The sequence below is a fragment of the Accumulibacter sp. genome, from assembly GCF_036625275.1.
GTDB lineage: Bacteria > Pseudomonadota > Gammaproteobacteria > Burkholderiales > Rhodocyclaceae > Accumulibacter.
The window spans coordinates 1-25,266 of record NZ_JAZKUD010000057.1 but is presented as its reverse complement, the minus strand read 5'-3'; the positions used below and the strand labels follow the sequence as shown (position 1 = coordinate 25,266).

Sequence of the window (25,266 nt, the reverse complement as noted above, 5' to 3'; positions counted from 1 at the left end):
TTGGAGTACACCGGCAATGCGACCGATACCTACTACTCCGGAATCACCGGCGGTTCCGGCAACGACCTCCTGATCGGCCTCGACGGCAACGATCGCTTCAATGGTGGAGATGGCAACGACGTCCTGAAGGGGCAGAACGGCGACGATCAGCTCAATGGCGGACGCGGCAACAACACGATCGACGGCGGCGCGGGATCGGATCTGGCGACGTTCGACTTTTCCGACCGGACGGGCCACGTCGAGTTTCTCAACGCCGGGGTCGCCGGCGCCACGTATACCGCGTTGATCGACGGCGTCGCATCGGGATCGGTGACCAACGTTGAGGCCTTGGGGGTTACCGGGGGGTCGGGCGACGACCGCATCGGCGGCGTGATCGGCACCACGCTGTTTGCCGTCACAATGACCGGCGGCGCCGGCACCGACACCGCGGTCATCGATGCTTCGGCGGTGTCCGAAGGGATCTCGGGCGGCGTTCCGTACGGGGGGCTCTACCGCGGCACCACCCTGTTCGTCTCCCTGAGCGGTATCGAGGCTTTGGAGTACACCGGCAATGCGACCGATACCTACTACTCCGGAATCACCGGCGGTTCGGGCAACGACCTCCTGATCGGCCTCGACGGCGACGACCGCTTCGACGGCAATAGCGGCAACGATCTCATCATTGGCGATGCGGGCGCCGACGATCTTAATGGCAACGATGGCAACGACCGGCTACTCGGTGAGTCAGGCGGCGACACCATCCGCGGTGGAAATGGCAACGACATCATTTCTGATGCTTCGGGTGCCAACCAGCTGTTCGGCGACGCGGGTAATGACCTGTTCTTGGCCGTTGCTTCAGGCTCAGGGGTGGATTCGCTGGCGGGAGGGAGCGGCGTCGACACCTACGTTGTCGGTACCGATCTTTCCCAGACCTTTGCGATCGATCGGATCAGCGATTTCGAGCCGGCTGGCGACGTCATCAATCTGGCGCAGGTCAGCAGTCAGCTCTCCGGAATTGCCGGCGGCGGGAATCCGCTGGTCACCGGGCATGCGCGCTTCGTCCAGTCCGGTGCGGACACCCTGTTCGAGATCGATCGCGACGGCAGTGCCGGCGGAGCGTCGTTCGTGACCGTCTTGCGTCTGCTCAATGTCAATGCCAGCCTGCTCGGCCCGGCAAATCTTTCCTTGACGCCGGTGAGTGCGCCGCCGTCAGCGCCGATTGCCGGCGCGGATTCCGGGTTTGCCGTGGGAGAAGATGGGTCTTTGACCATCGACGCGTCGACGCTGCTCGCCAACGACCGCAGCCTGTCGCTGACGAGCAGTGCGCTCACCTTCCAGGGCCTGGCGCAGACGAGCAGTGCGTCTGGTGCGACCCTCGGTGTCGACGCGGGACAGATCACCTACACACCGGGCGCCAGCCTGCAGTGGCTGCGCGCCGGGGAAACGCACGTCGACAGCTTCCAATATCGCATCGTCGACGATGCCGGACTCGAGGGAACCGGCGACGTCACCGTCACCGTCAGCGGCGCCAATGATGCGCCCAACGCCGTCGATGATGCGCTGCTCAGCACATTCGGCGTGCTCTCCCCGAACCTGTGGTCGCGCCTGCTCGGCAATGACCACGATCCGGATCACGGCGACCCGTTGACGATCGTTTCGGTCAACAGCACGGGCACGCGCGGGGCGGTCACCTTCGACGCGGCGGCGCAGACACTGCGCTACCAGGCCAGCGGCGCTTCGTTCGATCCGCTGCACCCAGGGAGCGATTCCTTCACCTATACCCTCGCCGACGCCGCGGGTCTCCAGAGCACGGCTACGGCGAACATCGACCTGACGCCGGAAGCGCTCACCTTTGCCGTCGCTTCGGTCGATTCGCCGGCGCGCCTGACCGATCTGCAGACCATCGCCGTGGACTACCAGATCGATCAGAGCGGACTTGCCGGGCGCAACGGATCGGTGACGGTCGAACTGTTCCTGTCGACGAACGGCACGCTCGATGGCCCGGATCGTCCGCTCGGTAGCCGGACCTTTTCGCTTGCCGACTTCAGCGCTGCCGGCGATTCCTTCAGCGGCGCCTTCTTCGTTCCGCCGACGGCGCTGAATGGTCTGCCATTCGGGACATACCACTTCCTCACACGGGCCTCGCTGGCAGTGGACGGGTCGACGGTGAGCCCGCAAAGCGTCGGCAGTTCGGCACCGACGCTGTATGCCCCCTCGTACTCGGCGCAGGTGCAGGTTGCCGGCGAGCGTTTTGCCAACGGTGCGCCCGTTTTGATGACGGGGACGGCCGTCGATACCACTAGCGGTCGTCCGGTGGCGTTTGCCGAAGTCGTGGTGGGCGTGACGCGCAGCGGGCTGACGCAGAACTTCGTGGCCGAGACCGACGCGCTGGGAAACTTCACGTTCGCGTATCCGTCGGTCGACGGTCTGGCGGGAACGTTCCAGGTGGCCGCCCGGCACCCCGACTTTGCCGCCGAGGACGCAGCCGCCGAGGACTCGTTCTCGCTGGTGGACCTCAACCTGCCGAACTCGCCGATTGCCCTGGACGTGCCGAGCGGGATTGCAACGCCCGGCACATTGACGCTGACCAACCCCAGCGATCAGGACTTGACCGGGTTCGTCGCGGAGTGGTCGGGCTTGCCGAGCGGCTGGGAGATCACGATCGACAACCTGCCCGCGAGCCTTGGCGCACACGCCAGCAGCACGCTGCGCTATACCCTGACCGCGCCACCGGGGGACGCCGACGAGCGCTTCACGCTGGCCATCCACTCGTCGGAAGGCGCGAGCGACCAGGTGCGCTTCGAGGTCGATGCGACTCCGATCCCGGCGCAACTGACTTTCGACGACGAAGTTCTCGTGCGCGGTCTCGTCCGCGGCGAGCAGAAACTGATCGAACTGACCGTGTACAACACCGGGCAGGAAACCGCCCATGCGGTGACCGTGCAGCTTCCTGCGCTGCCCTGGCTGACACTCGCCGGCGAGGCGCTGATCGGTGAGATCCCGGGTGGTGGGTCGGCAACGGTGGCACTGCTGGTCAATCCGGCCGACGAGGTACCCCTTGGCCACTACATCGGCCAGATCTTCCTCCGCCACGACGGCAGCCACACCGATATCGCAGACTTCGATTTCGGTGTGACCTCCGATCGCACCGGCGGGCTGCGCCTCGAACTGACCGACGAGCACACCTACTTCGGTACGGGTGCGCCGAAGGTTCAGGACGCCATCGTCCGCCTTCTGGACGCCAGGACCGGGGTGCTCGTTGCCCGCTACGACGGCGTCGACGGAGAACTGCAGCTTGCCGATCTGCCGGAAGGAAGCTACCGGGTGCAGGTTTCGGCGGCGGACCACTTCAGTTACGACCGGACGGTTACCATCGACGCGGGCAGCGTGCGGACGCTGCAGGCGTTTCTGGCGGTCGAAGGCGTCAAGTATTCCTGGCATGTCGAGGAGACGACGCTGGAGGACCGCTATCACCTCGTCCTGGACAGCACGTTCGAGACCGACGTGCCGGTGCCGGTCGTCACGATCGATCCGCCGATCCTCGAGTTTGCCGATCTCGCGCCCGGCGAGAGCAAGGTAATCAATCTCACGGTGACGAATCACGGATTCATCCAGGTCGAAGACATCAATCTCGATTTTCCCGATCCGACCGGATTCGTGATCACGCCACAGGTCGATCACTTCGACCTGCTGGCGGCGAAGTCGTCGCAGGTCGTGCCGGTGACGATCGAGCGATTGCCGATCGGATCGGGTGGGCCGTTGCCGGATGACGTTCGTCCGGACGACGTTCGTCCTGAGGGCGCGCCTGCATGGCCCGATGGCTACGATCCGACGCTGTGCGTGGTCACGGGTGCCAGTTCCGGGAGGGTGAGCTACGAATACCCGTGCGGTCCCGTCGGCGTGGAGCGCTTGGTCCCGGTCGGTTACGATGGTCCCGACTATGCCGGCCCGCCGTGTCCGCCGGGCTCCCCAGGCGTGTTCGTGAGTGCTCCTGACGGCGGTGGCAGCGGTCCTGGTAGTGGCGGCGGTGGCGGCGGCGGTGGCGGCGGCGGTGGCGGTGGCGGTGGCGGCGAGTCGCCTCCCAGTGGCCCAGGGGTCCGCTACATCGGCAATCCGCAGGAAACGCCGACCAACGTGCATTGCGACGAGCCCGGTGGGGTTCCGGATTGCCTCTTGCCACTCGGCCTGAAGATCGTCGGCGGGTTGATCATCGGGGCCGCGCTTCCGGAAACGTTGGTCGGCGCGGCGATCGGCGCTGTGGCTGTCACTGCTTTCGACGCGGTGGTCGATTACGCGACGGCCGATCCGGACGACAGGCCTGCCCTGCAGCCGGCAGTGGCCGGCCTTGCGCGCGACTTCGCCGAAAACGGTCTCGATGTGGTCGAGCAGGGCGTGCAGGACTGGATGGAATCCGGATCACCGGGAACGCTCGGCGGGATCTTCGGCGAGACGGCGGCCGACTTTTTCAAGGCGGCAAAACGCGGGATAGGGATCGGCAACACGCTGGTGGATCTTCTCCAGTGTCTCTCTGGCGATACGAGCGAAGCATCCGGCATGAGCGCACTCACCGCGCCGGCCAGCGAGGGGTCGATGATGGCGGCGGAACTGGCTGCGGTGCTCGCCGGGGTCGATCCGGATATCGATCTGAGCGATCCCGTGGCGGTCGACAATGCGCTCGTCGCACTCCTGGGACCACGCTTCGACGGGTTGACGCAGGTCGACGATCTGGCCGAGCGGGCGCTCACGCACGCAGATTTCCGCGCGTACCTGGTCGGTGATCTGGGCTGGTTCGAGACCAGCGACGCGACCGGACTGACCGCGTTCCTCGAATTCGCCCAACAGGCCTTCGCGAATTTCGTGCCGATCGACGCCGCCAGCGTGCCGCTGCCGGAGGGGGTCGATCCCGCGCTCGTCGGTGGTTTCGTTACGCGCTTCAACAACACGGTGCACCAGTGGAACGAGGGAATCTTTCGCGTGCAGGACCTGCCCGCCGGCGCTTCGGCGGATTTCATGGCGCTCGACACCCTGCTCGATCTCTACGGACGGGCGGCCGGGCCCGCCGACGCCACCCAGGAAGTGCGCGACCAGATCGATGCCTATGACCAGGCGCTGCTGAATAACGTACGCGAGGCCCAGGTCGAACTGCAGATCGAACAGTTGAAACAGGTCGAAGGGGTTTGCGCGACGATTCGCCTGCGGATCGAGCAGGACCTGGTGATGAGCCGGCAGGCTTTCATCGGGTCGCTGACGCTGGAATCCGACGACGAGGAGCTGAGTCAGATCGCACTGAACCTGGTCATTACCGACCTTGCTGGCAACGTCGTTGCGAGCAATGTGTTCGGCATCAGTAACGACTATCTGTCCGGGATCGACGCCCTCGACGGGACTGACGGCCTCGCTGCCGGCGGCTCGTTTACGTCGGAATACACCTTCCTGCCCTCGACACTGGCTGCCGCCGAGGGACCGGCCGCTTACCGGATCGGAGGGACGCTTTCGTTCCGCGACGTGACCGAGAACCACGATCACCTCATCCATCTCGATCCGGTGACCGTCCATGTGCTGCCGCAGGCAGAGTTGACACTCGACTACTTCCAGGAACGCAATGTGGTTTCGGACGATCCGTTCACGGACGATATCGTCGAGCCAGCGAGCCCGTTCCTGCTCGGCGTGCTCCTGAGCAATGACGGCCGGGGAACCGCCGATTCGCTGCGCATCGAATCCGCGCAGCCGAAGATCATCGATAACGAGAAGGGCTTGCTCGTCGACTTCAAGATCATCGGTTCGCAAGTCGATGGCGAAAGCCCCTCCGGCAGCCTGACCGCCGTTTTCGGCGACATCGGCCCCGGCGAGACGGCCGCCGGCGCGTGGTTCCTCGAATCGACGCTGCAGGGCAAGTTCATCGACTATCAGGCGACGTTCTCGCACGTGAACGCGCTGGGCATACCCGAGCTTTCGTTGATCAAGGCCGTGCATATTCATGAACTGATTCATGGCGGCGACTTCGACGGCGATGGCCGTATCGACTTCCTGGCCAATGACGTCGCGGATCTGCAGGATCTGCCCGACCGGATCTACCTGGCGAGCGGTCAGCAGTACGCCGTCGGTCAGGGCAACGGCAGCGTCGGCGTGGTGTCGCAGGCGGCGGATCGGATCGTTCTGAGCCTCACCACCGAATCCGGTTCAGGTTGGCAGTACTTCGATGTCGCGGCGAGCCCGGTCGATCAGCGCTTCCACATCAGTAGTGTGTCGCGCGACGGATCGGTTCTCGAGGCGGGCCAGTACTGGTTTACCGACCGCACATTCACCAACCTTCGCGTCAGGCCGACCTACGAGGACCGCATCCACCTGATCGATGACCACGCGGGAGCCACCTACACGATCGTTTTCGACCGGATCGTGCCGGCGCTTCGGGGTACCGATGGCGACGACATTCTCGACGGTACGAACGACAGCGATCTGATCATCGGCCTCGGCGGAAACGACATCCTGCGGGGCAAAGACGAGAACGATTCGCTTTTCGGCGATGATTCGGTGATCGGATCGACCGCCCGTGGCGACGATTCGCTGACCGGCGGCGCGGGCGACGATACGCTCGACGGCGGCCCTGGAAGCGACACGGCAATCTACAGCGGGGTGCGCAACGACTACGAGGTGACGCTGGCCGGCGCGACCTTCCTTCTCGTCGACAAGCGTAGCGGTGCTCCGGAGGGCAGCGATCGGGTCACGAATGTGGAGCGGTTCCAGTTTGCCGACGGTACGATCGACGCCGGCGAACTCCTTGCGGTCAACCGGGCACCAGCGGCTGTTGCCGATCTGGCATCCGCGCTGGAAGCGGGGGGCGTCAACAATGGGACGCCAGGCAGCAACCCGATCGGCAACGTCCTGGCAAATGACACCGACCCGGACACCGGGGACAGCCAGTTCGTGCAGGGTGTCGCTGCGGGCACCCCCGTCGGGCCGTTGGCGACGGGGGTGGCCGAGAGCATCGCCGGCAGTTTCGGCGCCCTCGTCCTGGAGGCAGACGGCGCGTTCCACTACACGCTTGATGATCAGAAGGCGAGTGTGCAGGCGCTCGACGCTGAAAGGCAATTGGTTGACATCTTCACGTATACCATGAAGGACGCTGCTGGCGCGACGTCGACCGCCACCCTGACCGTGACGATTCATGGCGCAAACGACGCCCCGACCGGCCTGAGCGACGACGAGCCGGCCGCGAACCATGTTGCCGAGGGCGCCGCGAATGGAATGACGGTCGGAGTCTCCGCTCGGGCAACCGATGTCGATTCGCCTGCGCTGTCCTATTCGTTGACGGACAACGCCGGAGGGCGCTTCGCGATCGATCCGACAAGCGCAGTGGTGACGGTCACCAACGCAGCCCTGCTGGACTATGAGGCGGCCACGAGTCACACGATCACGGTGGCGGTTTCGGACGGGGTGCTGATCTCTTCGCAGAGTTTCAGCATTGAGGTCACCGATGTCGCCCCATCCGCTCCGGTGGACACGGATCCGGCGGCGAATCGCGTTGTCAAGGGGGCGGCAACGGGAACGGCGGTCGGAATCACCGCGTCGTCCATCGATGTGAACGGTGGAGCAGTGGCCTACGCATTGGAGGATGACCTCGGCGGCCGTTTTGCGGTCAATGGCACGACCGGCGTCGTGACCGTGGCAAATGGGGTTCTGCTCGATTTCGACACGAGCAATACGCACAGCATCACCATCCAGGCTTCCGATCCGAGCGGCGCCTTCAACACGCAAACCTTCCGGATCGACATCACGAACGCTGGAGGCGTGACGATCAATGGAACATCGGCCGCGGACGTGATCGACGCAACGCACACGCCTTCCGGTCAACCCCTCCCGACCAACGAAGACGATACGATCAACGGCGGCAACGGCAACGATACCATCCATGCGCTTGGCGGCAACGACCTCGTGAACGGGGGGGCCGGAGTCGATACGCTCCGAGGCTTGGCCGGGGACGACCAGATCATCGGTGGCAGCGGCCCAGACATGCTGACCGGCGGGGCGGGTTCCGACAAGTTCATATTCGCAAATCAGGCGGAAAGCGGACCGAACGGGCCTGACACCATCACGGACTTTGTCCACGGGATCGACTTGATCGACCTGTCGGCCATCGGTGCGAACGTGCGGGCGGGAGGTCAGGATTTTATCTTTGCGGGGCAAAGTGCCAACGTGTCCGGCTACAGCGTCACATGGTTCGAGAACCGCGGCAATACCATCATCCAGGCCGACGCCGACGGAAGGATCGGGGCCGACTTTACACTGGTTCTCGTGGGCACGGGTCTTGGTCTCAGTGCAGCGGACTTCGCACTGTAAGGAGCACGCCACGGCCAGGAGGCGATCCCTGCACGCGTCGCGAACGCAGCCGGTGACCACAGCGGACAGAGTTTCCGGCATCGCCGCGCGCCGTGACCGCCCCCACCTGCATCTACCGAGCGCATTGCCGAATGTTCCTCCTGGCCCGCATGATCACGGAGTCTCGTCGCCGTGATCTCGCCGGCACGTGCGTCCGATCGACGTCAATACGGCGGGACGCAACAATATTCTTCGCCAAATGGAGTGTCGATTATTTTTACACTGGCTATCGCATGGTTTTTTTAACAGCATGATCAAAAAAGAAATTTATGGCTGGCACGGTAATTGCTTCGATGTTCTTCAGCCAGTAGCTGGGGATTTCCAGCAGCAATTGGTGACCACAGACCTAACGAAGGGAGAAACATCATGTTCTTGGCATGGAAAAAATTCGCAGTTGCAGCCGCCCTAGTCACCGCAGCGCCTTTGGCCTCTGCCACGGTATTGCCGACTGGCGCGTGGCAAACCTTTGGCTTCGGCGTTGCACCGTCGTTCATTGATACCTACACGATTGACGTGGCCCCAGGGACGCATGTGAAAGTGAAGATCGTCGACGGCTTCATCATCGGTGACGAGTTCTCGTACTCGGTCGACGGCGGTGCGCTACAGTACACTTCCGACGCGGATGCCGACGACGGCATCTCGTCGGGTGCTTTCGACGGCGACGCCGCGTGGGCTGACGCGAGGCTCAGCAAGGCACTGATTTACCTGCTGCCCGGTTCGCATACGATCGACATCTCCATCACCGAGAATGCCGCAGGCACTTCGGGAGGTGGTGCGTTCATCCGGGCGGACCTTCCCGAACCCGCAACGCTGGGCATGATCGGCCTGGTGCTCGCTGGCCTCGGCTTCAGCCGCCGCAAGGTTGCCTGAGTGTCGGGGCTACCTCGCCCTAAGGAACGAAACCCCGCTGCGGCGGGGTTTTTTGCGTCCCGCGGTTTTCCCGACGGGAAGCTGACCGAGTGTTGGCGGAGCGAGCGGCGAGCGGGTGCTCTCAGAAAAGAGCGATGCTCGCGTGCGGCGAGTTGTGGACTTGCCTCGGTGGTGTGTTCTGCGTTGGACGAAGCCGCTACGCGGAGGAGAGGCGGCTGCAGGGAATTTGTTGTCTTCGACAAACGGTCATGACTTTTCCAGGCACCCCCCAATCATGAAAGTCATGACCGTTCCCCTCTCCCCCAACCTCTCCCCGCGAGGGGGGAGGGGAGGTTCGTGAGTCGCGTACGCGACTTTCACAGTAATCGTCATTCAGGGGCTTAGCCGGAATTCAAATAGCCGCCGCCCGAGACGACGAAACCGTATCTGGTCATGTCCTTTCCTCCCCGCCTTGATGTCTTTACCGTCACAGGGTCAAGCAAAGCGGCGAACAAGAAGCTGCGCCGCCTTTCAGAACGCGAAAACGAATACCCCGCATACCGCCCACCTTGCCCACGATCAGGCTCTCGGCAAGGCTGCTCAGGGTTCCATGAAGGACTTCACGCAGTTCTACAAGCAGTTCGTCGAGAACGAATCGTTCAAGCGCTTCGTTGCCGATAGGGTCTATGCGATAACGAGTCCGGGCTGAGGGAGGTCGTCACGAGTCGGAAGACCGGTCTTCCTGGTGTTCTCACGCTATCATGCCGTCCTGGCGCGGCCGGGATGAATCGCGGCGTTGCGCTGCCGCAGGCCATCACCGGCGAGCGTGCCCCTCTTTCTGTTCAACGACCGTGCCAGCAGACATTCGATCCGACGACCTTGTGCGAGCCCGCTCGCTGGCAAAGTATCGCCAGCGAGCCGCCGCCTACGACAGTACCTGTGGCCCGACCTGGCCGATCCGCGAGCGCGCGGTGGTTGCACTGCACCTGCAACCGGGGCAGGTGGTGCTCGACGTCGCATGCGGGACCGGGCTGAGCCTGCCGCTGCTGCGGGCTGCCGTCGGCGAAACGGGCCGGGTTTACGGTTTCGACCAGAGTCCGGACATGCTGGCACGGGCGTTTGCGCGGGCGGATGCCGCCGGCTGGCGCAACGTCAGCCTGTTGGAAAGCCCGGCGCAGACCTTGGCGCTGCCCGAACCCGTCGACGCGCTGCTCTTTCACTACACCCACGACATCCTGCGCTCGCCGGCCGCCATCGACCGGCTGCTGGCCGTGGCGCGTCCGGGAGCCGCCGTGGCGATTGCCGGCATCAAGTACTTTCCGGGCTGGCTGGCACCGCTCAACCTGTGGGTCTATTGCAAGAATCGTGGTTACAACGGCGCTCCCGGCGAGCTGGCCTCGCCCTGGGATCGCATCGCGCCCCGCCTGACGCATTGGCAGTGGGCACCGACCCAATTCGGCATGGGCTACCTCGCCTCCGGCCGGGTCGGCGACCCCGGCGAAGGTGCCGGATGAGCGGGCAGGCGCCGCCCTCGGCAGCTTCCATTGCGCACGTTCCCTGGCGCCGCGTCAGCGTCGCCGTTGTTGCGCTGCTGTTCCTCAACGGCCTGCTCAGCTTCCGGGATTGGTGGCCGACGCCGGGAATCCTGCCGGATCACCGGCTGGCACCCGAGTTCGTCTGGTTGTGGCTCGCGCTGCTCGCCACCGTGGCCTGGCGCGGTGCGCTGTCGCCGCGTTCGCTCACCCTCTTCGCGCTCGTCGACCTGCTGCTGGTACTCGGGCGCTACGCCGAGGTCACTGTGCACAGCCTGTTCGGGCGCCCGATCAACCTGTACTGGGACGGCGCGCAGATTCCGCGCTTCCTGTGGGTTTCGGCGCAGGAACTGGCGTGGTGGCAGAGCGCCGGCCTGCTGGCGAGCGTCGGTCTGCTGTTCGCGATCCTGTTCTGGCTGCTGCGCCGGGCGATCGCGGTGGTCGCGCGCGATGCCGTTCCCTTCGCCCTGCGCTCGCGCTGGGTGTGGGCAGGCACGGCGCTGGCCGTGTTGCTGGTGGTGGCGAATCTGGCCGGCCTGCGCGCGACCTGGCCGGTCGTCTCGAAGCCGGTCATTCCGACCTACTGGCGGCAGGCACAACTGCTGGCGACGGCCTTCTCGCCACAACGCCAGGCCAGCCTGCTGCCGGCCTCGACGGCAGTCGACGCGGCCCTGGCCGCGGCGCCGGAGCACGTACTGGCGGCGCTGCACGGGCGCGATGTCTATATGATCATGCTTGAATCGCTGGGGGCGGTCGTTTACGACGATGCCCGCGCCGAGCGGGCCTTGCGACCGAGCCGCAGCCGTTTCGCCGCCGACATCGCCGCCAGTGGCCGGCAGGTGGTGTCCGCCTTCTTCCGATCGCCGACCTTTGCCGGCGGGTCGGATCTCGCGCACCTGGGCCTGCTCTCGGGAATCGACCTCAGCGACCCGATGCGCCACGACGTCCTGCTGACGACGCAGCGGCCGACGCTGAATTCACTTTTCCGGGCGCAGGGCTACCAGACCTTCGGTCTTTATCCTGCGTTGGACTGGGAGTGGCCCGAGCGTGCGTTCTACGGTTTCGATGTCTTCCTGGCCCGCCGTGATCTGGGCTATGCCGGGCCCGCCCTGGGATTCTGGGAGATTCCCGACCAGTTCAGCGCGGCTCGTTTCGAGCAGCTCTACCCACGCACTGGCGAGGCGCCGCCCCGTTTCGTCTTCTTCCCGACCATCACCTGCCATTTGCCGTTCAGCCCGGTGCCGCCCTATCAGCCCGACTGGTCGCGCGTGCTTGGTCCGCAGCCTTTCGACGCGCTCCCGCTTGCACACGCACTGGCCGAGCAACCGAACTGGCTGGACATGTTCCCCGATTTCCTGCGCATGGCGAACTACACTTACCAGTGGCTGGGTGCCTATCTGCGCCAGCCGGAGCCGCGCGAGGCGATCTATGTGCTGATCGCCGATCATCAGCCGGCGGCAAACATCACCGGCGAAGACGCTTCCTGGGATGTGCCGGTGCATGTCGTCACGCGTGATGGCGAAATCCTGGCGCGCTTCGTCGAGCAGGGTTTCCGGCCCGGACTCGAACCCCCGCGGCAGGTATTGGGGCCGCTGCACACTCTGACCGGGATGATGCTGCGCGCTTTCGCCGCGCCGGGCGTTTATCCGCCGGCGCTCCCGCGTTCTTTCGCGGAGGCCGGATCGTGAGGCCAGCCGACGGCGGCAGCCAGAGCAAGCCAGACGAGCGCGAGACCAAGCGCCTGCGTGTTGGCGAAACCTTCCAGCAAGACGAGAAAGACGGCCGCCACGGCGCAGACGACGGCCAGCGCACGCTCGATCCAGGCCCCCGGCTCGAGCCGGTCACCAAGAACGGTCAGGGCAGGGAGGAGCGCTGCCGGGGCCGCGAGCATCGGCCAGACGAGCGGGCGATAACGGGCGTCGAACAGCAGCCCGAAGGCGATCAGCGCGACACTGCCGAGCAGTGCCGCCTGGGCGAACGCCAGTGTACGCCTCCCGGAGGCATCGGGACCGAGCAGCGCAGTGGCCAGGCCCGGACGGGAGCCAGCTGGTCGTCGACCGTCGAATATCTGGCCGAGCCGCCCGGCGGCGGCGAGCGCACACAGACCGGCGGCGAGGCTGATGACGATGCCGAACGCCCAGTCGATCGGGTGATGACTCCACTCGACCAGCATCTGCCATTGCAGCAGCAGCAGCGGAACGATCAGGGCGCCTGCGAGGCTCATGGCCATGCGGGCCGGCAGACGGCAGCGAAGCGTTTTGCCGTCGCTGCCGGTCGTTGGCAAGCCGCCACGCAGCGCCCAGATCCAGCCGGCGATCGCCCCGGCGACGATTCCCAGCGGCGCACGCCACCACTGCGGATCGGCCAGGACCGGGCCGTGCAGGCTGACCCGCGGCTGGCCGACGGCATCGAAGACGCCCCAGTAGCCGCCCATCGCCCCTTCCTGCCGGCGCTTCCACGGCTGATCAAAGCCCTCGATCAGATTGATTGCCGGCCAGGCCGCGGCCTGGGACACGAGCGGACGTGCTGCGTGCGCAACGAGCACTGCGCGCACGAAGCGCGTCTGCTCGACCCGTCCGGGCAGCGCCGGCCCGCGCTGGCGTCCCGCAGCCGGCCAGCCGGTCTCGGCGATGAACACCGGCGTCGGTGCAAAAACCGCACTGAGGTCGGCACCGATCCTGACGACGTGCTCGACCGCCCGCTCCAGGGCGACCGGTGTGTCCTCCCAGTAGGGCAGGACATGGATAGCGACGACATCGACGTGCGCGTGCAGCGCCTCGGCATGGCGCAGCCAGAAGGCCCAGACGTCGGCATAGGCGATCGGCACGGCGGATTCGCGTCGCGCACGCGCGAGCAGCGCGGTGAGCGCTTCGGGGGCTTGCTCGCCGCGCAGCAGCACTTCGTTGCCGATGATCAGCAGGTCGATCACGTCGGGGTAGTCGCGCCCGAGCGCCAGCGCCCGTTCGAGCTGCGCCGCATTGCTCGCCGCATCGCCGTCGATCCATGCGCCGAGCAGCACACGCATGCCCAGTGCGCGGGCGATCGCCGGCACGGCATCCAGTCCGTGGCCGACACCGTAGGTGCGTACGCAGCCGGTCAGCGCGCGCAGCCGGCGCAGGTCGGCTTCGATCTGCGCCGGCTCGATGTGCAGCGCCGGGTCCACGGGCGTGTGGCCGGGGCGACGGAAGGGGGCATAAGACAGGCAAGGGACGCGCAGGCCGGGGGCATCGGGCACCGGCACCGGCCGGCCCTGGAGCAGCGCCCACACCAGCAGCGACAGCACGCAGAGCGCGAGCCCGGACAATGCCGCTGCCTGCCGCCACGGCGCCGGAGACTGTCGTGAAGAGCTCTCGTTCATGTCGGCAGGTGGCAGTTTCGGCGCCGGCAGGAATCCGGGCGGCGGGTGCATGTGGGGGGACGGATTCCGGAATCATGGCGCAGGAAGTGGACGATGTCGGCAGTGGGCTGCCGCGCATACCCGCCGGGACGCCGACGGTTGCGGCGCCGCAGCCGCCCGACAGCGGGCGCGGCCGCGCCGCACGCTGGGCCGGCGCCCTCCTCATGGCTTTCGGGGTGGCGCTCATCAACGCGCTGCTCTGGCGCGCCGGCAATCCGCCGCTGCTGGCGCCCGACGTGCCTGCACGGGTCGCCGGTCTGGCCTACAACGGCTTCCAGCGCTGGGAAAGCCCGCTGGACCGGCGGTTTCCGAGCGACGCCGAACTCGCTGCCGACCTGCGCCGCCTGGCCGGCCTGACCCCCCGGTTGCGCACCTACAGCGCGAGCGAATTGCCGACCCTGCCGGCGCTGGCCGCGCAAGCCGGTCTGCGGCTCAGCGCCGGGGTCTGGCTCGACCAGCGCCGCGCCAACAATGAGCACGAAATCGCCGCCATCATCGACGCGCTTCGCCATCGCTCCGGGATCGAGCGCGTGATTGCCGGCAACGAAACACAGTTGCGCGGCGGGCTCGAGGCGGACGAGCTGTACGGCTATCTGGATCGCCTGCGGGCCGCCCTGGTAGTGCCGGTATCCACCGCCGAGCCCTGGCATGTCTGGTTGCGCCAGCCGACGCTCGCCGACCATGTCGATTTCATCACCGTGCATCTGTTGCCCTACTGGGAGGGGGTGCCGGTTGAAGAAGCGGTCGATTACGCGCTGCAGCGCTATGCCGAGGTGCGCGAGCGTTTTCCCGGCAAGCCGGTGGTGATCGGCGAAATCGGCTGGCCGAGCAACGGCGACCGCCGGGCTGCGGCGCTGGCCACTCCGGATCGTGAGGCGGTTTTCGTGCGGACCTTTCTGGCGCGCGCCGCTCCACTGGACCTGGATTACTACCTGATGGAGGCGGTTGACCAGCCATGGAAGCGCGCCATCGAAGGTGCGGTCGGCGCCCATTGGGGCTTGCTCGACGCGGCGCGGCAGGCGAAGTTTGCCTTCACGGGTCCGCTGCAGGCCGATCCGTACTGGCCAGGCAAGGCCCTGCTGGCGACGGCCCTGGGTCTGCTCACGGCCATTCCCTTGCTGATCGCGGTTTCGCCGATGCGGCTGGCCGGGCGCCTGTCGCTGGCGCTGAGTCTGCAAGCGGTGATTTCCTTCACCGTGTTTCTGATCGGCGTGCCGCTCGAGCACTACCTGCAGCCTGTGGACATCGTGCCGCTGGCTTTGCTGGCGCCGGCGCTGGCGATGATCGCAGCGATTCTGCTGGTCCAGGTCTTCGAGTTTTCCGAGCTGTTCTGGCCGGGCAGCCTGCGCCGCCAGGTGACGCTGCGGCCGTTGGCCGTTGACGCGTCGGCTCCTTTCGTGAGCATCCATCTGGCCTGTTGCAACGAGCCGCCAGAGATGGTGAAGGCGACCATCGACAGCCTGCTGGCGCTCGACTGGCTGGCCTTCGAGGTGCTCGTGGTGGACAACAATACCGGCAATCCGGCGCTCTGGCGTCCGCTCGAAGCGCATGTGCGCGCTCGCCGGGCGGCCGGAGAAAAGGTCACCGGCCCGCGCCTGCGCTTCTTCCATCTGCCAAACTGGCCTGGCTACAAGGCCGGAGCCTTGAACTTTGCGCTCCAGCAGACTGACCCCCGTGCCGAGTGGGTCGCCGTCGTCGACGCCGATTACCTGCTCGATCGGGACTGGCTGCGTGTGCTCGCCGGCCATTTCTCCGATCCCACGGCAGGCGTCGTGCAGTCGCCGCAAGCCCATCGCGACTGGCAGCAGACGCGCCTGCGCCGGATGATGAACTGGGAGTACGACGGTTTTTTCCGGATCGGCATGCACCATCGTCAGGAACGCGATGCCGCGATACAGCACGGGACCATGACCCTGATCCGGGCGGCCGCGTTGCGCGCTGTCGGCGGATGGGAGACCGCTTGCATCTGTGAGGATACCGAACTCGGGCTGCGCCTCCTGCAGCAGGGGCTCAGGGTGGTCTATGTGGACGAGGTGCTTGGTGCCGGCCTGGTGCCGAGCGACTTTGCTGCGTATCAGCGCCAGCGCCAGCGCTGGGCGCAGGGAGCGATGCAGATCCTGCGGCGACATCGGCGAGCGCTGCTCGGGCGATCCAGACTGACCTTGGCGCAGCGCTACCATTTCGTTGCCGGCTGGCTGCCCTGGCTGGGTGACGCCCTGCATCTGTGCTGCAGCGTCGTGGCCATCGGCTGGTCGCTGGGCGTGTTGGTCGCGCCGCAGATCTTCGGCCTGCCGACACCGCTGCTGGTCGTGCCGCTGGCGGTGTTCATCGCGCTGCGGCTGGTGCTGGTGCCATTGCTTTACCACCGCCGCGTGCCGTGTCCGATCCGGGATATCGCCGGTGCGGCGCTGGCCGGCATGGGGTTGTCGCACGCCATTGCACGCGGCGTCATCGCCGGTCTGTGCGGGCGGCAGGCGGTTTTTCATGTGACCCGCAAGGGGCCGGTCGATCGCCTGGGCAAGACTCGACCGGCCAGGCGGCCAGACGCTTTCGCTTCGGTGCGTGAGGAGGCCGTGCTACTGATCGGCCTGCTGGCGTCCATCGCGGCGATCTGCACACAGTCCGAAGCAGCGACCTCAGCCGGGGCAGGGGGGATGCTGGCCATCCTGGGCATGCAGCTTCTCCCCTACGCCTCGGCGATCGGGTGTGCCTGGCTGGGACGCACCGAGAAGCCGTGAAGCGTTCACTGGCGGTTTGCTTTGCCGGATCGCCGCACCGCAGCCGCAGGCCAGCGAGTTGTTCCCTGTCCACCTGGCCGGCTCAGGCACTCACTCCGGCGGCAGATTGCGGTAGTAAACGGCCTGCAGGTAGCGTGCCACTTCGTCGATGTCTTCCCGGTTCCAGCGCAGGGACATGATTTCCCCCCAGCGCCGGACTTCCGACCGCAGACCTGGCCAGTCGGTCACCCGTTTCCTGTCTCGCCAATGCACCTGTTCGTTGTGGCAGGCGATGCAATGCGTCGAGTACAACAACTCGCCGCGACTGGCTGCCGGCAATGGCGGTGCCTCGGCGCCGGCAAGTACGGCCCAACAGGACAACAAGACAATCGCTGGAACTCGGCGCAGCATAGTTTTCTCCAAGGGTGGCCAGTTGATTCCTTTCAGCATACAGGGATCGGCGCCATCCGCCCTGCCAACCACCAATCGCTGAAGTCGAAATGTCGAAAAATTTTACAGTCGGATTCAACACTATTTTCAGGTGGTTGAAATGATTGAAATATTTTAACTGGCATGGATTGTGCTTCTATTTTCCTACCGTGACATCAATGGAAAAAGGAGGAAAACATGAAGATCAGATCGATCATTACAGCGGCGATCATCAGCCTTGGCGCTTCGGCAGCGCTGACCCCCGCGCAAGCTACTCCCGTCAACAGCGACCAGTGGTATACCTTTGGTTTTGGTGGGACCGGCTCGGCCCTGATGTCCGGCACCGGTTTTATAACTGGCATACGTAGCATCGATGCTCCGGATACCCCGTGGGAATTCAACTGCAATGCGGACCACTGCAAGTTCATCATTACCGATGGCTTCAATGCTGGCGACGAGTTCACGATTTTCGATTTTGGCGTATCCATCGGTGCGACTTCGCCAGCATTGGACGTTCAATCGATCAATTGCTCTAACGATGAAGTGGCGTGCCTTTTGAGTACGGATTTCAGTGATCGCACCTATATCCTGGCGAACGGCCCCCACTCTCTCACGGGAATCGTCAGTGATTCTCCATATGGTGGCGGGGCAGGCTTCTTCATCATCCGCGTGCCCGAGCCCGCAAGCCTCGCGCTGATGGGTATCGGGTTGCTGGGCCTCGCGCTGCGCCGCCGCAAGAGCTGAATCGATTCTGCTCGGCATGGGAGAAACGGCTGCCGCGGCAGCCGTTTTCTTTGGTGCTTCTTTTGTTGACGCTTTTCTTTGATGCCGGTCAATGTGAAATCCGTGTTGACGAATCACATTTCCCATCGGCGACATGCGCATGTTGACTGACCCACAGACCAGCGCCCGGCGCGCCCCTGTCTTCCTGCAAGTCCCTTACAATATCGAACTGCAACAGCGCGCAGGAATTGACCGGAAAGCGGCGATCGGCGAGCGGTGACGCATCCGCCGCTCCCGTCAGGAAAAACCGTCCCGGCCCAGAACCTGCGACACCATGGGGAGAAAGCGGGTGGCCAGACCCGTCGTCTTGCCGTGCGTTTCTGCGCTGATCGGCTGTTTCGGAGCTTTCATCAACAAGAGAGGAACCAACATGTCTTATTCGGCTTTCGTGCAGGCGCGCGATTTCCTTCTGGCTCACCGCACCGACTACGAAACGGCGTACCGGGATTTTCAATGGCCGCAACTGGCTGAATTCAACTGGGCGTTGGATTATTTCGACGTGATGGCTGCCGGCAACGACCGTCCGGCGTTGTGGGTGGTCAACGAAGACGGCACGGAACAGAAGATGTCGTTCTCCGAAATGTCGAAGCGTTCGAGCCAGGTCGCCAACTGGCTGCGTGCGCAGGGCGTCAGGCGCGGCGATCGCATCCTGATGATGCTCGGCAACGAGGTGCCGCTGTGGGATACGATGCTGGCGTCGATCAAGCTCGGCGCGGTGTTGTCGCCGGCGACCACGCTGCTCGCTCCCGATGACCTGCGCGACCGTCTCGACCGCGGCCAGGTGCGGCATGTAGTCATCGGCCATACGCACGCCGACAAGTTCAGCGGCCTGCCCGGCGACTACACGCGCATCACCGTCGGGGGTGCGGTCCCCGGCTGGCAGCAACTCGAAGAGGCTTACCAGGGGTCGAACGAGTTCGTCCCCGACGGCCCGACTCTGGCGACTGACCCGCAGTTGCTCTATTTCACCTCCGGCACGACCTCGAAACCCAAACTGGTGTTGCACAGCCAGCAGAGCTATCCGGTCGGGCATCTGTCGACCATGTACTGGCTCGGACTGCAGCCCGGTGACGTGCATTGGAACATCAGTTCGGCCGGCTGGGCGAAGCACGCCTGGAGCTGCTTTTTCGCACCATGGAACGCCGGCGCGACGGTATTCATCTACAACTACTCGCGCTTCGCTGCGGCGTCGATCCTCGAAACGCTGGTCAGATGCTCGGTGACCACCCTCTGCGCGCCGCCGACGGTGTGGCGGATGCTGATCCAGGAAGACCTCGGCAAGTATCCGGTCAAGGTGCGCGAACTGATCGGTGCCGGCGAGCCGCTGAATCCGGAAGTCATCGACCAGGTCAAGGCCGCCTGGGGAATTACCCTGCGCGACGGTTTTGGCCAGACTGAAACTACCGCCCAGGTTGGCAATTCGCCCGGACAGGCGGTCAAGCTCGGTTCCATGGGTCGCCCGATGCCCGGCTACCAGGTGCGCCTGGTCGACGTCGACGGTCAGGTCTCCGACGAAGGCGAAATCTGTTTGATGCTGTCGCCGCGTCCGCTCGGGCTGATGATCTCCTACGACGACGACCCCGAGAAGACCGCCGAGGTGATGCGTGATGGCTTCTATCACACCGGCGACACCGCCGCGGTCGATGCCGACGGCTACATCACCTATGTTGGCCGCGCCGACGATGTGTTCAAGGCTTCCGACTATCGCATCAGCCCGTTCGAACTCGAGAGCGTCCTGATCGAACACGAGGCGGTCGCGGAGGCTGCCGTCGTGCCGAGTCCCGACCCCCTGCGTCTGGCCGTGCCGAAAGCCTTCCTGACCTTGCGCGCCGGCTATCAACCAGGGCGTGAACTGGCACGCGACATCTTCGTTTTCCTGCGCAGCCGCCTGTCGCCGTACAAGCGCGTGCGACGACTCGAATTCGGCGAACTGCCGAAGACCATCTCCGGCAAGATTCGTCGCGTCGAACTGCGCAAGGGCGAACAGGGTCGGGATCGCGCTGCCACGACGCGCGGCGAATTCGAATACTACGAGGAGGATTTCGAGTTCTAGTCGAATGATCCGGTCTGGCACTGACAGGCCGGGTTGGCGGCCCGAGCTTGTCGAAGGCCGCGATCATCCTGCCATTCGCCCTGGGGTCGGCTCAGACCGAAGGGCGAATGGCCTTTCCAGATTTGCCCTAACGGTCATGACTTTTCCAGGCACCTCCGATCATGAAAGTCATGACCGTTTCCCTCTTCCCCGACCCCTCTCCCGCAAGTGGAGAGGGGGAGATTCGTGAGTCGCTGACGCGACTTTCACATTAACCGGGACCTTCAGGATCCCTGGAGCTTTGCCATGGCTCGGCCGGAAAAGATCCGCCTCGGCGATCTGCTCGTTCAGCAAGGCCTGCTCACCGACGAACAGCTCAAGTTCGCGCTCGATGAGCAAAAACGCAGCGGACGCAAGCTGGGCCGCATCGTCGTCGACAGTTCATTTGTCACCGAAGAAGCAATTTCACAGGCGCTTGCCAAACAATTGCAGGTTCCCTACGTCGATCTCAGGCACTTCAATCCCCGCTCTGAACTGGTCAATCTCCTGCCCGAGGCGCAGGCGAGGCGTTTTCGCGCGGTCGTGCTCGACGAGCTTCGCGGCCGACTGCGGGTTGGCTTCGTCGACCCCACCGATCTGCAGGCCTATGACGAAGTCTTGCGTCTTCTGCATCGCGAAATCGACCTGGTGGTCGTTGCCGAGGGCCATTTGCTGGCGCTGGTCGATCGCGCCTATCGGCGTACCGAAGAAATCAGCGGCCTGGCCAGGGAACTGACCGCCGACCTGGAAGATGTGCCGATCGAATTCGGCGGCCTGCTCGGAACGGCCACGGGTGCCGAGGAAGCCCCGGTCGTCAAATTGCTGCAGACCGTGTTCGAAGAAGCCATTCGTGCGCGTGCTTCGGATATCCATATCGAACCACAGGAACGCTCGCTGCGCGTTCGTTTCCGTATCGACGGCATCTTGCAGGTACAGATGGAAGCCGATGCCAAAATTGCCCCGGCCCTCTCTCTGCGTCTCAAGTTGATGTCCGGACTCGACATCTCGGAAAAGCGCCTGCCGCAGGACGGTCGTTTTGCCATCAAGGTGCGCAACAACCAGATCGACGTGCGGATTTCGACGATGCCGACGCAGTACGGCGAGTCGGTCGTGATGCGTCTGCTGAACCAGAACACCGGTCTGCTCGGGCTGGATCGGCTGAACATGCCGCCGCATACGCTCGAACGTCTGCGCCATGCGATACGTCGTCCCAGTGGCATGGTGCTGGTCACCGGTCCGACCGGCAGCGGCAAGACGACGACGCTCTATGCTGCGCTGTCCGAACTCAATACCACCGAGAAGAAGATCATCACCGTTGAAGACCCGGTGGAATACCGGCTTCCCGGCATCAATCAGGTGCAGGTGCACGAGAAGATCGATCTGTCCTTCGAGCGCGTGTTGCGTTCTGCACTGCGACAAGACCCGGACATCGTCCTGGTCGGCGAAATGCGCGATCAGACCACCGCTGAAATCGGCATGCGAGCGGCCATGACGGGTCACATGGTACTCTCGACCCTGCATACCAACGATGTCATCTCGACCCCCATTCGACTGCTCGACATGGGCGTTCCCCGTTACATGGTGGCGCTGTCGTTGCAACTGGTGCTGGCTCAGCGGCTGGTGCGGGTGATCTGCGGCAACTGCGCCGAAGCACACCGTCCGTCGCCGCAAGAACACGAATGGCTGCGCTATGAGTTGGGCGACGCGGTCGACCAGCACCGTTTGCTGCAGGGGAAGGGCTGCCTGCATTGCGCCGGAACAGGTTACCAGGGTCGTACCGGGGTTTACGAGATGCTCGAAATGACCAACGAAATTGTCGAGGCCATCAACGTCGACGACACGGGCAGCTTCGTTCAGGCGGCACGCCGGCAGATGGCCGGCGAAACGCTGCGCCGCGATGCCCTGCGGCTGGTGGTGAAAGGCCGCACGACCATCGAGGAAGCCATGCGCATCAGCAATCAGTTCGAAGATTGAGGATGCCAAACTTCGCTTACAAAGGACGGAATGCGGGTGGGGATCTCGTCGAGGGATCGCTTGAAGGGGCGAATAGTGGTGCCATCGTTGATCTTCTGCGCGGGCAGGGGCTGACGCCGGTCGAGATCAAAGAGAGCAGGGCAACCCAACCGGTTGCCCGCCGGAACGTCACGCTGTTCAGGCAAAAAATCTCGCCAATCGACCTCTTGCTCTTCAGCCGGCAAATGCATCGGCTGCTCAAATCGGGCGTGCCGATCATGCGTTCCCTGAGCGGTCTGCAGGAGGCGGCGATCAATCCCGAGATGAAGCGCGTCATTGGCGAGGTTCGCGAGAGTCTCGAAGGCGGTCGGGAATTGTCACAGACCCTGGCCCGGCATCCGCGCGTTTTCTCGCCGTTCTATCTGTCAATGGTTCGCGTCGGTGAAGCGACCGGTCTGCTCGACGAAATTTTCTTCCGCCTGTTCGAGCACCTTGAGTTCGAGCGCTACATGCGCGAGCAGGTCAAATCGGCGCTGCGCTACCCGAGCTTTGTGGTGCTGGCGATGGTGCTGGCCCTGGTCATCGTCAATCTCTTCGTGATTCCTGCTTTTGCCAAGGTCTTTGCCGGTTTTGGCGCCGAATTGCCGATGATGACCCGGCTATTGCTCGGCTTCTCCGATTTCATGGTGGCTTACTGGCCATCCCTGCTGCTTGGCACCATCGGCTGCGGCATGGCCTTTGGCGCCTGGCTGCGAACGACCCAGGGGCGTTACCGCTGGGACCGGATGTCCCTGAAATTTCCGATTGCCGGGAAAATCCTACACAAGGCCGCGCTTTCCCGCTTCGCCCGCAGTTTTTCGTTGGGGATGCGCAGCGGCGTTCCGGTCATGCAGGCCTTGTCCAATTCGGCGCAAACGGTCGATAACCGTTACATCGCACATTGCATCGAAGGCATGCGCGAGAACATCGAACGGGGCGAAAGCCTGTTGCGCGCCGCCATTAGTTCCGGCATCTTTACCCCCGTCGTGCTGCAGATGGTGGCTGTCGGGGAAGAGTCGGGGGCGGTCGACGACATGATGGACGAGATCGGCGACATGTACCGGCAGGAAGTCGAATACGAACTCAAGACGCTGAGCCAGCAGATCGAACCGATTCTGATCATCATGCTCGGCATCATGGTGCTGATCCTGGCGCTGGGCATCTTCCTGCCGATGTGGGACCTGGGCAAGGTGGCCATCAAGCGGTGAGTCTGCAGGAGATCCGGCGTCCCGGCCACGATGCCACTGCGCACTGGTTCGAGTGGGCCGTGCTGTGGGTGGTGATCGGCTTGCTGGCCTTCGGCCTGTTGTCGGCCTTGCACGATGCCAGTGAACGAGCGGAAAGGCAGGTGGTCGAGCTGACCATCCGCAACATGCGAACCGGGATGCGCCTGGCCATGGGTGAAGCGCTGATGCAGCAGCGGGAAAGTGAAATGACTGCATGGGTGGGGAATAACCCTGTACACTGGCTGGGTTCCGATCCGGCAGGGTATCGCGGCGAATGTTCGACCGCAGAAAGCCGGGAATTGCCCGCAGGGGCGTGGTGTTTTGACCGTGACCGTCGCGAGCTGGTTTATCGGCCACGCCATACCGGGCATCTGCGCGTTCCTTCGACAGCTGACAAGGATCGCTGCGAGGTCTTGAGCTGGCGCGTGACGCGCGTGCCGGAACGAATGGCGAGTGGTGCTTTTGTGGGCCTGCGATTGGCCGCCACGGCAGACTGCCGGTGGGTTTTGGGTGGAAGTTGAAAAAATGGTAAAGGAATCGGCGATTTTTGCCGTCATCAGGCCATGAGGCGTCTCTTTCGGTTTCTGTGGCTTTTCTGGGAGCGTAGACAATGCGGCGTACAGCACAAGGTTTTACCCTGATCGAACTCATCATCGTGATCACCATCGTCGGCATTCTGGCCGCGGTGGCGCTGCCGCGCTTCATCAACGCCCAGCAGGATGCGCGCATCGCCAAGGCACAAGCCTTGTTCGGCAGTGTCCGTTCGGCGGCGGCGCTGGCCAGATCCCGTTGCGAGCTGGATCTGGCCGGAGGAGCAGCGGTCGGCGCCACCTGTACGGCAACGGCGGGAACCGCGAACATGGACGGCACCGCCGTCACGATGGTCAATCGTTATCCGGCGGCGACCGCGGCGGGCATCATCGCCGCCACCCAGATTGATACGACCAATGATGGCGTCACGGTTGCCGTCGGGCCGCCTTTGACGATCACGATCAACGGTGCAACGACTCCGGCGAACTGCCGCATCAGTTATACGGCGGCGACGGCGGTTCTGGCACCGGTCATTACCCTCGATACTTCAGACTGTTGATATCTACTACCAAGGAGAAAACCCATGAAACAAATGCAGCGTGGCTTTACATTGATTGAACTGGTGGTCGTGATCGTCATTCTCGGCATCCTGGCGGCGACGGCCTTGCCGAAGTTCGTCGATCTGACCGACGATGCGCAGACGGCCGCGATCAAGGGCGTCAGCGGAGGGTTGGCCTCTGCAGATTCAATCAACTACGCGGGTTGTTCGGTCATTGGCAACGTCGCGACGGCCGGTAAGTGCGTCAAGATGACCAAATGCTCGGATGTGGGCACGCTGATGCACCCTTCGATGACCCTGAACACCACGTGCAGCACTTCAGCGTACTACCTCACGGCGGATACCGCCGCGAGCACGACCAACGGGACTCCGGTGACCTGTACGATTAATATGGGTAAAGGATCTCCCTGCGCTTCAGGCTGGACTGCGACGTATGTGGTCACGGGTGCGGGTAACTAGGCACGATTCCAGACAGGGGACGCAGCGGAGCAATCTGTGTTCGGCAAGCTGCGCGTTGCTCGCGCTGCTGATGTGGTTCTGTGCCTGCGCTACCGAAGCCGCGATAGTCTATGTCGGTGCAAGCAGTGGCCTGAATCCGGCCATCCCGACCGATGGCACGGCAGCGGCACTGGTCATTCCCAAACCGGCCGGCGTCACTCCCGGGATGGCGCTGATTGCTTCGATCGCGGCGCGTCCGCAGCAGCAAAATCCTCCCGGCGTACCGCAGGGGGTCGTGTGGACGCCGCCGCCCGGCTGGAACCTGATGACCTCGACGAATCAGCCCGGTGGCGGTCTGTCGACCTTGCCGCAGGGCATGACCCTGCT

General features: G+C 64.2%; 15 protein-coding genes and 1 pseudogene. 13 read left to right on the top strand and 3 right to left on the bottom strand.

All coding sequences use genetic code 11. From position 1 onward, the window contains the following. The 4 genes from V5B39_RS15650 to V5B39_RS15635 all read left to right on the top strand — a co-directional run. Positions 1–8,316: Ig-like domain-containing protein (locus V5B39_RS15650; protein ID WP_332343799.1), on the top strand; the 8,316-nt coding region annotated here is incomplete at its 5' end. Positions 8,317–8,721: 405 nt separating this feature from the next. Next, entirely contained in the window at positions 8,722–9,225 is a 504-nt protein-coding gene (locus V5B39_RS15645; protein WP_332343798.1) for a PEP-CTERM sorting domain-containing protein, read from the top strand. 830 nt (positions 9,226–10,055) lie between these two features. Then, complete coding sequence (locus V5B39_RS15640) at positions 10,056–10,718, top strand: class I SAM-dependent methyltransferase (RefSeq protein ID WP_332343797.1); 663 nt, start codon at positions 10,056–10,058, stop codon at positions 10,716–10,718. Beyond that, on the top strand, positions 10,715–12,424 hold the full coding sequence (locus V5B39_RS15635) for a hypothetical protein (RefSeq protein ID WP_332343796.1): 1,710 nt from the start codon (positions 10,715–10,717) through the stop codon (positions 12,422–12,424). The genes V5B39_RS15640 and V5B39_RS15635 overlap by 4 nt, the downstream gene beginning before the upstream one ends. Here V5B39_RS15635 and V5B39_RS15630 read toward each other — a convergent pair. Next, positions 12,379–14,145: a hypothetical protein gene (locus V5B39_RS15630; protein ID WP_332343795.1), complete on the bottom strand. Its 1,767-nt coding sequence runs from the start codon at positions 14,143–14,145 to the stop codon at positions 12,379–12,381. The genes V5B39_RS15635 and V5B39_RS15630 overlap by 46 nt on opposite strands. 23 nt (positions 14,146–14,168) lie before the next feature. On the opposite strand from V5B39_RS15630, the gene V5B39_RS15625 reads away from it, so the two are divergent. Next, complete coding sequence (locus V5B39_RS15625) at positions 14,169–16,871, top strand: glycosyltransferase family 2 protein (RefSeq protein WP_332343794.1); 2,703 nt, start codon at positions 14,169–14,171, stop codon at positions 16,869–16,871. 90 nt (positions 16,872–16,961) lie between these two features. Here the strand turns inward: V5B39_RS15625 and V5B39_RS15620 are convergent, their stop codons facing one another. Next, complete coding sequence (locus V5B39_RS15620) at positions 16,962–17,261, bottom strand: c-type cytochrome (protein ID WP_332343793.1); 300 nt, start codon at positions 17,259–17,261, stop codon at positions 16,962–16,964. A gap of 216 nt (positions 17,262–17,477) precedes the next feature. Here V5B39_RS15620 and V5B39_RS15615 point away from each other — a divergent pair, with 216 nt between their 5' ends. Next, positions 17,478–18,023, top strand: coding sequence for a PEP-CTERM sorting domain-containing protein (locus V5B39_RS15615; RefSeq protein WP_332343792.1), 546 nt, complete (start codon positions 17,478–17,480; stop codon positions 18,021–18,023). Positions 18,024–18,299: 276 nt separating this feature from the next. On the opposite strand, the gene V5B39_RS15610 is transcribed toward V5B39_RS15615, so the two are convergent. Then, on the bottom strand, positions 18,300–18,434 hold the full coding sequence (locus V5B39_RS15610; RefSeq protein ID WP_332343791.1) for a hypothetical protein: 135 nt from the start codon (positions 18,432–18,434) through the stop codon (positions 18,300–18,302). On the opposite strand from V5B39_RS15610, the gene V5B39_RS15605 reads away from it, so the two are divergent. The 7 genes and pseudogenes from V5B39_RS15605 to V5B39_RS15575 form a co-directional block, all read left to right on the top strand. After that, the gene (locus V5B39_RS15605; RefSeq protein ID WP_332343790.1) at positions 18,433–20,115 is read left to right on the top strand and encodes an AMP-binding protein; all 1,683 of its coding nucleotides are present in this window, start codon (positions 18,433–18,435) and stop codon (positions 20,113–20,115) included. The two genes, V5B39_RS15610 and V5B39_RS15605, sit on opposite strands and share 2 nt — an antisense overlap. Positions 20,116–20,400: 285 nt before the next feature. Then, a complete protein-coding gene (locus V5B39_RS15600; RefSeq protein ID WP_332343789.1) occupies positions 20,401–22,107 on the top strand; it encodes a GspE/PulE family protein in 1,707 nt (568 codons plus the stop codon). Between the two features lie 2 nt (positions 22,108–22,109). Continuing rightward, a complete protein-coding gene (locus V5B39_RS15595; protein ID WP_332343788.1) occupies positions 22,110–23,333 on the top strand; it encodes a type II secretion system F family protein in 1,224 nt (407 codons plus the stop codon). Further along, entirely contained in the window at positions 23,330–23,872 is a 543-nt protein-coding gene (locus V5B39_RS15590; protein WP_332343787.1) for a hypothetical protein, read from the top strand. Before V5B39_RS15595 ends, V5B39_RS15590 begins: the two co-directional genes overlap by 4 nt. Before the next feature lie 89 nt (positions 23,873–23,961). After that, complete coding sequence (locus V5B39_RS15585) at positions 23,962–24,441, top strand: type IV pilin protein (protein WP_332343786.1); 480 nt, start codon at positions 23,962–23,964, stop codon at positions 24,439–24,441. Positions 24,442–24,465: 24 nt separating this feature from the next. Beyond that, a complete protein-coding gene (locus V5B39_RS15580; RefSeq protein WP_332343785.1) occupies positions 24,466–24,900 on the top strand; it encodes a type II secretion system protein in 435 nt (144 codons plus the stop codon). Between the two features lie 55 nt (positions 24,901–24,955). After that, positions 24,956–25,266, top strand: a pseudogene (locus V5B39_RS15575) (hypothetical protein); the annotation flags it as partial.

Bases quoted from the DNA above. Each gene is read 5' to 3' on its own strand.
- V5B39_RS15645 (WP_332343798.1), top strand. From the start codon at position 8,722: ATGTTCTTGGCATGGAAAAAATTCGCAGTTGCAGCCGCCCTAGTCACC.
- V5B39_RS15635 (WP_332343796.1), top strand. From the start codon at position 10,715: ATGAGCGGGCAGGCGCCGCCCTCGGCAGCTTCCATTGCGCACGTTCCC.
- V5B39_RS15630 (WP_332343795.1), bottom strand. From the start codon at position 14,145: ATGCACCCGCCGCCCGGATTCCTGCCGGCGCCGAAACTGCCACCTGCC.
- V5B39_RS15625 (WP_332343794.1), top strand. From the start codon at position 14,169: ATGGCGCAGGAAGTGGACGATGTCGGCAGTGGGCTGCCGCGCATACCC.
- V5B39_RS15620 (WP_332343793.1), bottom strand. From the start codon at position 17,261: ATGCTGCGCCGAGTTCCAGCGATTGTCTTGTTGTCCTGTTGGGCCGTA.
- V5B39_RS15615 (WP_332343792.1), top strand. From the start codon at position 17,478: ATGAAGATCAGATCGATCATTACAGCGGCGATCATCAGCCTTGGCGCT.
- V5B39_RS15605 (WP_332343790.1), top strand. From the start codon at position 18,433: ATGTCTTATTCGGCTTTCGTGCAGGCGCGCGATTTCCTTCTGGCTCAC.
- V5B39_RS15610 (WP_332343791.1), bottom strand. From the start codon at position 18,434: ATGTTGGTTCCTCTCTTGTTGATGAAAGCTCCGAAACAGCCGATCAGC.
- V5B39_RS15600 (WP_332343789.1), top strand. From the start codon at position 20,401: ATGGCTCGGCCGGAAAAGATCCGCCTCGGCGATCTGCTCGTTCAGCAA.
- V5B39_RS15595 (WP_332343788.1), top strand. From the start codon at position 22,110: ATGCCAAACTTCGCTTACAAAGGACGGAATGCGGGTGGGGATCTCGTC.
- V5B39_RS15585 (WP_332343786.1), top strand. From the start codon at position 23,962: ATGCGGCGTACAGCACAAGGTTTTACCCTGATCGAACTCATCATCGTG.
- V5B39_RS15580 (WP_332343785.1), top strand. From the start codon at position 24,466: ATGAAACAAATGCAGCGTGGCTTTACATTGATTGAACTGGTGGTCGTG.